Raw genomic sequence first — 6,676 nt, forward strand, 5'->3', positions numbered from 1 at the left:
CTCGACATCTTATCAGATGCCATGAGTGACACTGCATAAACAAGGGAAGACAATAAGATGACACATTATATAGGCATAGACGTTAGTAAAAATAAGCTAGATATTGCATGGCTCAAAGACACTGACAAACTAAAATTCAAAACTAAAGTCTTTAAAAATGATCACAGTGACTATGCTGCTCTTATCAACTGGCTAATTGCTAACATTACTGATGACTTAAACAACATCCACATAACCCTTGAAGCTACAGGCGTCTATCACGAGAACATCGCCTACTACCTATTTGATAAAAAGCTTAACGTTAGCATCATCAATCCTGCTTACGTCAAAAGCTATGCTGCTAGTTTAGGAAGTCGCAACAAGACGGATAAGAAAGATAGTATGTTATTAGCCCGCTACACCTATAGTGCTAAGCCTAAATTGTGGACACCGCCGCCAGCAGAGGCGCGTCACCTCAAGTCTTTACTGTCGCGCTTAGACGCGCTACAAGAAGACTTACAACGTGAGCTGAATCGATTGGAAAAAACGGAGGCCACAGACACCGCTCCTATCGTTAAAGCGTCTATTGAGCAGATGATAGTCTCTTTGCAAGCCGCCATTGTTAAGCTCAATGGTGATATTGATGACCATATCGATGGTCATCCCAATTTAAAGCAAGACCAATATCTGCTACAAACTATTAAAGGCGTCGGCCCTGTTGTCTCAAAGCAGATGATGTCGCTGATGCATAATAAGCAGTTTAGTCAAGCGTCGCAAATGGCAGCCTTTTTAGGTCTAGTTCCCAAGCATAGTGAATCAGGGCTATTTAAGGGCAAGTCTCGCTTAGCAAAGAATGGCTCAAGTGCCGTAAGAGCTAAATTGTATATGCCGGCGCTAGTCGCCATTAAGCATAATCCCGACATTAAGGCGCAGTATGAGCGACTGCTTGCTAACGGTAAGTGCAAAATGCAGGCTGTCTGTGCGGCGATGCGTAAGCTTGTGCATATTTGTTTCGGCGTGGTTAAACATCAGCAACCTTACCAAGCAAGAGTTGAGCTAATTAGCACTTGATTTGGCTTTTTTAAGATGGTATCTCTTATAAGCTGTCCAATTTTATTATGCCACTACAATATCGGTCACTACACTCCAGCGACCAAAGCTGAGCAAGTAGCCCTACGCGATTATATGGTTGATTTGCACAAGCAAGTATTGACTCTTGAGCGCGCTGGACAAAGCTGGGATCAGTTATATCGCAATGTTGAGTTTAGCCCAGAGGTACAAAGCTGGACCGGCTTTAACAATATGAAAACGCTTAATACTTTGGGTATGCATCGCTGGGTGAAGAATCATCGCCGTGGTATGTGGTAAATAACGGTTGGATAGAACTGTCATTTTAGGTAGTTAATTATTAAGTAGTTGCTTAGAATAGTCATCTTGATAGAAGAGTTGTTGGATCATTCTGGCAGCTCTTTTTTATGAAATAAAATATGGAATAGAGTTTTTCAGCCAGTAAAACCAAACGAGGACTCATGATGAAAACTATCCATCATCCAGCAAATAAGCGCGGCGGCTCGCATCACGGTTGGTTCAAGAGCAAGCATACCTTTAGCTTTGCCGACTACTACGATCGCGCGCGGGTAGGGTTCGGCGTCCTCAAGGTGATTAATGATGATCATATCGAGGGTGGTCATGGCTTAAGTTCACACTCACACCGTAATATGGAGATTGTCAGTATCCCGTTGTCAGGTACGCTCTTGCACAAAGACAATATAGGTAATGAAAGTGTCATCAATAGTGGTGAGATTCAGATAATGTCCGCAGGTACAGGGGTGGTGCATTCTGAGAGCAATGCCAGCTCGGAGATACCCGTTAAGTTTCTACAAATTTGGCTTGAGCCAGACAAAAAGGATGTAACACCGCGCTATCAGCAGGTCAGTATCATAGATTTATTGAACCGCAATGAGTTCGCCCAAGTACTCTCACCAAATGCGGATGATGCTGGCGTGTGGATTCATCAAAACGGGTGGTTTAACGTGGGAGAGTTTGAGAAAGGCGTGACCAAAACCTATACGTTAAATGATTCTAGCAATGGCGTTTACGTATTTGTAATTTCGGGTAGCGTGATCATTGATGATAATGTCTTACAGCCTCGTGATGGATTGGGTATTACCGAGACTGATAAGTTTAAGATGGATGTGATTGCCAATGCTCAATTGTTGGTAATGGAAGTACCAATGGGATGATTTTTTTAAGCTATGTTTTTTCGTAGAGTACACTTAGCGTACTCTACGACTTCGTTTCAAATCATTAATAATGCCTAATATTCATCAAGATCTTTCGCTAATACCACCTCTCCGTCGTAAAGCTCCTTAACCTCTGAATAAGCGGTTTCAATAGGAGCGCCGAAGTGCAGTATATGGGTTAACACCAACAAATCAGGCTTTGCTTTATTAGCTACCTTTGCCAGCTCACTGGTCAAGGTATGGGCTGCACCATGATAAGCTTTCCAATCTGAAGGCAACGCGTTCCAACCTTCCTCGCTGACAACTTCATGGATCAGAATATCTGCGCCTTTTGATTTTTTAATAAGGTTTTCACTGTAAGACGTATCGCCAGAAAAGATGATGGACTTATCAGGAGTGGTTATTTTATAGCCATAGGCAGGCTCTATATCACCATGGTCAACGCTAAAGGCCTCTACGGTAACATCATTCTTATTAAAAATAATGCCGTCCTTGGGAATCTCATTTACCGCTACCCGATACATAGTCTTATCATCAATAGGCTGAATGCCGTCAGTGCGCAAAGAGATATCTGTTTTTTGCATATCATAGTAACCATTGGTCATATCTTGCAAACCTTTTGGGCCATAAGCATTCAGTCGCGCCTCACGTCTCCACCACATGGTGGCAGCCAGTTCTGAATAGTCCATAGTATGATCACTATGTAGATGCGATAGAAATACATTTTTGATCATCGGAGGGTTTAATTCAGGGGCATCCATGGTTTTCCAAGCTTGGATCGCACGTTGTACAGTACCGTGTCCTGCATCGAATAAATAGGCTTCACCATTATGAATGACTGCAATCCCCGATCCAGCACGCTCGGCACTAGGAAAAGGCGTACCTGTTCCTAACATGATTACACGGGTTTCAGCCTGTACTCCTCCTATAGAAAAGATAAGAGCGGCAAGAAGGGTGGCTCGTTTCATCATTGTTTTCATGATACTTTCTCCAAATCTAAGTCAGTATGTTATGAGGGGTGACACCTACTCAGAACTGAGAAAGTTGTCATGTTTTTTGCAAACTTACTCAATTTAATAATCATTAAACCAGAAAACAGATGATCGTAAGTTATAAAATGTCATCAATCAAGAATAGAGTAAATAATCAATGTCCCTCATGTCCACTTTCAAAGGCATCTTAGGCGAGACCGTCATCAACGTAGCCATGTGGCTAAAGCTTGAGAAAGACGTTTATCATCGCCTGAACAATGTCACTTTACCGCTACCGAATGGTGGCAGCACCCAGATTGACCATGTCATCGTCTCTATCTATGGCATCTTCGTCATCGAAACCAAAAACTATAAAGGCTGGATATTCGGTAATGAGAAGCAAAGACAGTGGACACAAGCCTTCCCAAATGGACGCAAATATAAGTTTCAGAATCCACTACGGCAGAATTATCTACATATTAAAACGCTAGCTGATTTATTAGAATTAGAGATGAGCTATTTTCACTCGATGATTGCTTTTATCGGTGAATGTGAGCTTAAGACTCGTGATGAGCTGCCAGAGCATGTCTTGACTAATGGGATGGCGTCTTATGTTAAGAAAAAGCAGGATAAATTATTAACCGATGAAGAAGTCAAATCTATAGTTGAGCAAATTGAAAGTAATAGATTTAGCAAATCTTGGAAAACTAACAGTCAGCATAAAGCCTATCTAAAAAACAAGCATGGCAACTCAAATAAGCAGCCAACCGATAAGCCAAAAAGTAAATTAGTTGCTAAAGCTAAAGCTGCACCAGAAATAAAAACTGCTGTTAAAAGCAGAGAAGTACTTCGATGGTCTGGTCAAACGGAAGTTGAACAAGGTCAGACATCGATTGTTCCCTCTAGCAATGTGCAGCCTAGCTTTCAAATGAAAAATGATGACTCTGTCTTTATTACCCCATTTGAGGTTTTGGAATCAGAGCCTAAAATCAAGGAGTCTTCTACTAAGGAGTCTTCTATTATCGAGCAAGTCGACGACGCCCTAGTTTTTTCTGATATGTCCGATAACATTCCCGCTTGCCCAAGATGTCATAGTGAAATGATTGAACGGGTGGCAAAAAAAGGCGCGCGCGAAGGGCAAGTATTTTATGGTTGTAGTCAGTTTCCTAAATGTCGCGGTGTGGTGAACGTTAATTAGATGTGATCAACCCATAGCTACTTCACCCATAAATCTCCTCCAATCGTAAACAAGCGACCAATCGACCGTCCCATTCGCGCAGTTGCGGCTCTATTTCACTGCATTGTGGTTTGGCATAAGGACAGCGCTTGTGCAGGGCGCAGCCACTTGGCGGATTAAGCGGACTTGGCAGCTCACCATGTAGGGTTAAATCATTTTTATGACCACTCACAGTTGGTGCTGCGGCCAATAAAGCAATGGTATAAGGGTGCTTTGGGGCATTATAAATCGCTTCCTTAGGCCCGTGTTCGACGGCCTGACCTAAGTACATCACCATCACATCATCGGCGACATGGCGTACTACTGATAAGTTGTGCGAGATAAAAACGTACGCAGTATGATATTCGTCTTGCAAATCCATAAATAGATTCAATACTTGTGCTTGAATCGACACATCGAGCGCTGAGGTTGGCTCATCAGCGACGACAATTTTAGGATTAAGCATCATCGCGCGGGCGAGGGCGATACGTTGGCGTTGTCCACCTGAAAACATATGTGGATAACGGCCCGCATGTTCGGGACGTAGACCGACATGCCTCATCATCTCGTTTATTTTGTCGCGCTTTTCTTCTTTAGATAGCTTGGTATGAATATCTAAAGGCTCAGTCAATTGATAACCAATCGTATGACGCGGGTTTAGGCTGCCATAAGGGTTTTGGAATACCATCTGGATTTCGGTACGCAACTCTTTTAATGCTTTTCTACTATAACCGGTCGTTGCTTCATCGTTGATAAATAACTCGCCGTCAGTGGGCTCTTCAATGAGGGTCAACTGGCGGGCAAGCGTTGATTTACCACAGCCTGACTCACCAACGACCGCCAGCGTCTTGCCCGCTTCAAGCTCAAACGAGACACCATTTAGGGCTTTAACATAAGCTTTAGGCTTGCCCAATCCTTGTGATACTGGGTAATGCTTGTGTAGGTTGTCTGCTTTTAAGACCACTTTATGACTCATGCTGTGACTCCAAAGTAGCAGGGTTGTAGTGGTCAACTAATTTAGGACACCTGATAAGAGGTTTTGATTAAAGTAACGTCTTTCTGTTTCAGCTGGTGTTAAATAATTGTTGAAAGTGTGCGGTCTCACGGTTTGATAGTAGCCCCAGATATAATCACTAATGGCACTTTTAGCCTCAGCGATATTCTCATAACCGCCCTTTGGCATCCACTCTGTTTTGAAGCTTCTAAAGAAGCGCTCAGTTGGGGCGTTATCCCAACAATTTCCACGACGGCTCATACTCTGTGTCATACCGTCGCAATCATCGATTGATTCAGCAAATTTCTTACTGGTGTAATGCGTGCCCTGATCTGAGTGAAATAACACACCACTTGGTTTGAGTCTCGTCTGATACGCCATTTTCAGAGCGTTACCTGTCAGAATACTATCGGGTGAGTCTGAGACACTAAAGCCCACCACACGACGGGCGTACAGGTCTAAAACAACGGCTAGGTAACACCAGCCGCCTTTAATGCGAATATAAGTGACATCGCCCGTCCAGACTTGGTTGGGCGCCGTTGGGCTAAATCTGCGTTTTAAAAGGTTGTCATGGGTTTTATGTTCCTGATCAGCGTGCTTGTATTTGTGGGTCTTGAGCTGGCAACTGACCAGTTTCATTTGCTTCATAATCTTGGCAGCTAAGTAACGCGTTAGCCTAATACTGTGCTCATTCCACAGGATGGCGACAATGGTGCGAGCCCCAGCTGATTGTTTGGAGTCATTGAATATTTGACGTATCAAGGCTTTGAGTTTGACACGTTCAATATCGATAGGCTTAGTCTGTGTGCCATAGTAGTAGCTGCTTTTAATGATGCCAAATAAGTCACATAGTCGGCGTTTACTGACGCTTTTGTCTTGCTCTGCAAGCTTGCTTATCAGCGATAGCCGTTCAGGCTGTCCAAGGCCAGCAGAGCAGAAGCCTTTTTTAATATGTCGCGCTCCATAGTGAGTCGCTTAACCTGCTTACGCAATTCTTGTAGCTCGCGCTGTTCATCCGTTAAAGCGTTGCCGACTTTAGGTGCTTGGCCATTCGTTTCTTGTCGATACTGACTCAGCCATTTCTGCAGGGTGGATTTGCCAATGCCAAGTGAGCTTGCTACATCAGGTATTTTACGCTTATGCTCAGTCACTAAGCTGATGGCTTCAAGCTTGAATTCTCGGGTATATTGATTGCGATTGTTGGTCATACTAGTTTCCTTCTTTGGGTTATTATAACCTCTTAGAAGCTGTCCAATTTTATTATGCCACTACA

Annotated in this window: 6 protein-coding genes and 1 pseudogene; 4 read left to right on the top strand and 3 right to left on the bottom strand. The window is 43.3% G+C overall.

Annotated features, from left to right (window positions below; genetic code table 11):
- Positions 1 to 57 precede the first annotated feature (57 nt).
- The 3 genes and pseudogenes from W293_RS0112025 (at position 58) to W293_RS0112035 (ending at position 2,222) form a co-directional block, all read left to right on the top strand.
- The gene (locus tag W293_RS0112025; protein ID WP_025651576.1) at positions 58 to 1,050 is read left to right on the top strand and encodes an IS110 family transposase; all 993 of its coding nucleotides are present in this window, start codon (positions 58 to 60) and stop codon (positions 1,048 to 1,050) included.
- Between the two features lie 57 nt (positions 1,051 to 1,107).
- Positions 1,108 to 1,347 (top strand): annotated as a pseudogene (locus tag W293_RS0112030) (MBL fold metallo-hydrolase); the annotation flags it as partial.
- A gap of 164 nt (positions 1,348 to 1,511) precedes the next feature.
- Positions 1,512 to 2,222 carry a pirin family protein gene (locus W293_RS0112035; RefSeq protein WP_025652675.1) on the top strand — a complete coding sequence of 237 codons (711 nt, stop codon included), beginning with the start codon at positions 1,512 to 1,514 and terminating at the stop codon, positions 2,220 to 2,222.
- 74 nt (positions 2,223 to 2,296) lie between these two features.
- On the opposite strand, the gene W293_RS0112040 is transcribed toward W293_RS0112035, so the two are convergent.
- Complete coding sequence (locus W293_RS0112040) at positions 2,297 to 3,202, bottom strand: MBL fold metallo-hydrolase (protein WP_025652676.1); 906 nt, start codon at positions 3,200 to 3,202, stop codon at positions 2,297 to 2,299.
- Between the two features lie 169 nt (positions 3,203 to 3,371).
- Here W293_RS0112040 and W293_RS0112045 point away from each other — a divergent pair, with 169 nt between their 5' ends.
- Positions 3,372 to 4,391, top strand: coding sequence for a nuclease-related domain-containing protein (locus W293_RS0112045; protein WP_025652677.1), 1,020 nt, complete (start codon positions 3,372 to 3,374; stop codon positions 4,389 to 4,391).
- A 22-nt stretch (positions 4,392 to 4,413) separates the two neighbouring features.
- On the opposite strand, the gene W293_RS0112050 is transcribed toward W293_RS0112045, so the two are convergent.
- Both W293_RS0112050 and W293_RS16405 read right to left on the bottom strand, forming a co-directional pair.
- Positions 4,414 to 5,385 (bottom strand): peptide ABC transporter ATP-binding protein, encoded by a 972-nt coding sequence (locus W293_RS0112050; RefSeq protein ID WP_025652678.1) that lies wholly within the window; start codon positions 5,383 to 5,385, stop codon positions 4,414 to 4,416.
- A gap of 36 nt (positions 5,386 to 5,421) precedes the next feature.
- A protein-coding gene (locus W293_RS16405) for an IS3 family transposase (RefSeq protein ID WP_101210725.1) occupies positions 5,422 to 6,611 on the bottom strand; the annotation gives its coding sequence in 2 pieces (ribosomal slippage) (positions 5,422 to 6,353 and positions 6,353 to 6,611; 1,191 coding nt in all).
- Positions 6,612 to 6,676: the final 65 nt, after the last annotated feature.

The organism is Psychrobacter sp. TB67, assembly GCF_000511065.1.
Classification (GTDB): Bacteria; Pseudomonadota; Gammaproteobacteria; order Pseudomonadales; family Moraxellaceae; genus Psychrobacter; species Psychrobacter okhotskensis.

Coding starts and splice junctions, on each gene's coding strand:
- W293_RS0112045 (WP_025652677.1), top strand. CDS start 3,372: ATGTCCCTCATGTCCACTTTCAAAGGCATCTTAGGCGAGACCGTCATC.
- W293_RS0112025 (WP_025651576.1), top strand. CDS start 58: ATGACACATTATATAGGCATAGACGTTAGTAAAAATAAGCTAGATATT.
- W293_RS0112040 (WP_025652676.1), bottom strand. CDS start 3,202: ATGAAAACAATGATGAAACGAGCCACCCTTCTTGCCGCTCTTATCTTT.
- W293_RS0112050 (WP_025652678.1), bottom strand. CDS start 5,385: ATGAGTCATAAAGTGGTCTTAAAAGCAGACAACCTACACAAGCATTAC.
- W293_RS0112035 (WP_025652675.1), top strand. CDS start 1,512: ATGAAAACTATCCATCATCCAGCAAATAAGCGCGGCGGCTCGCATCAC.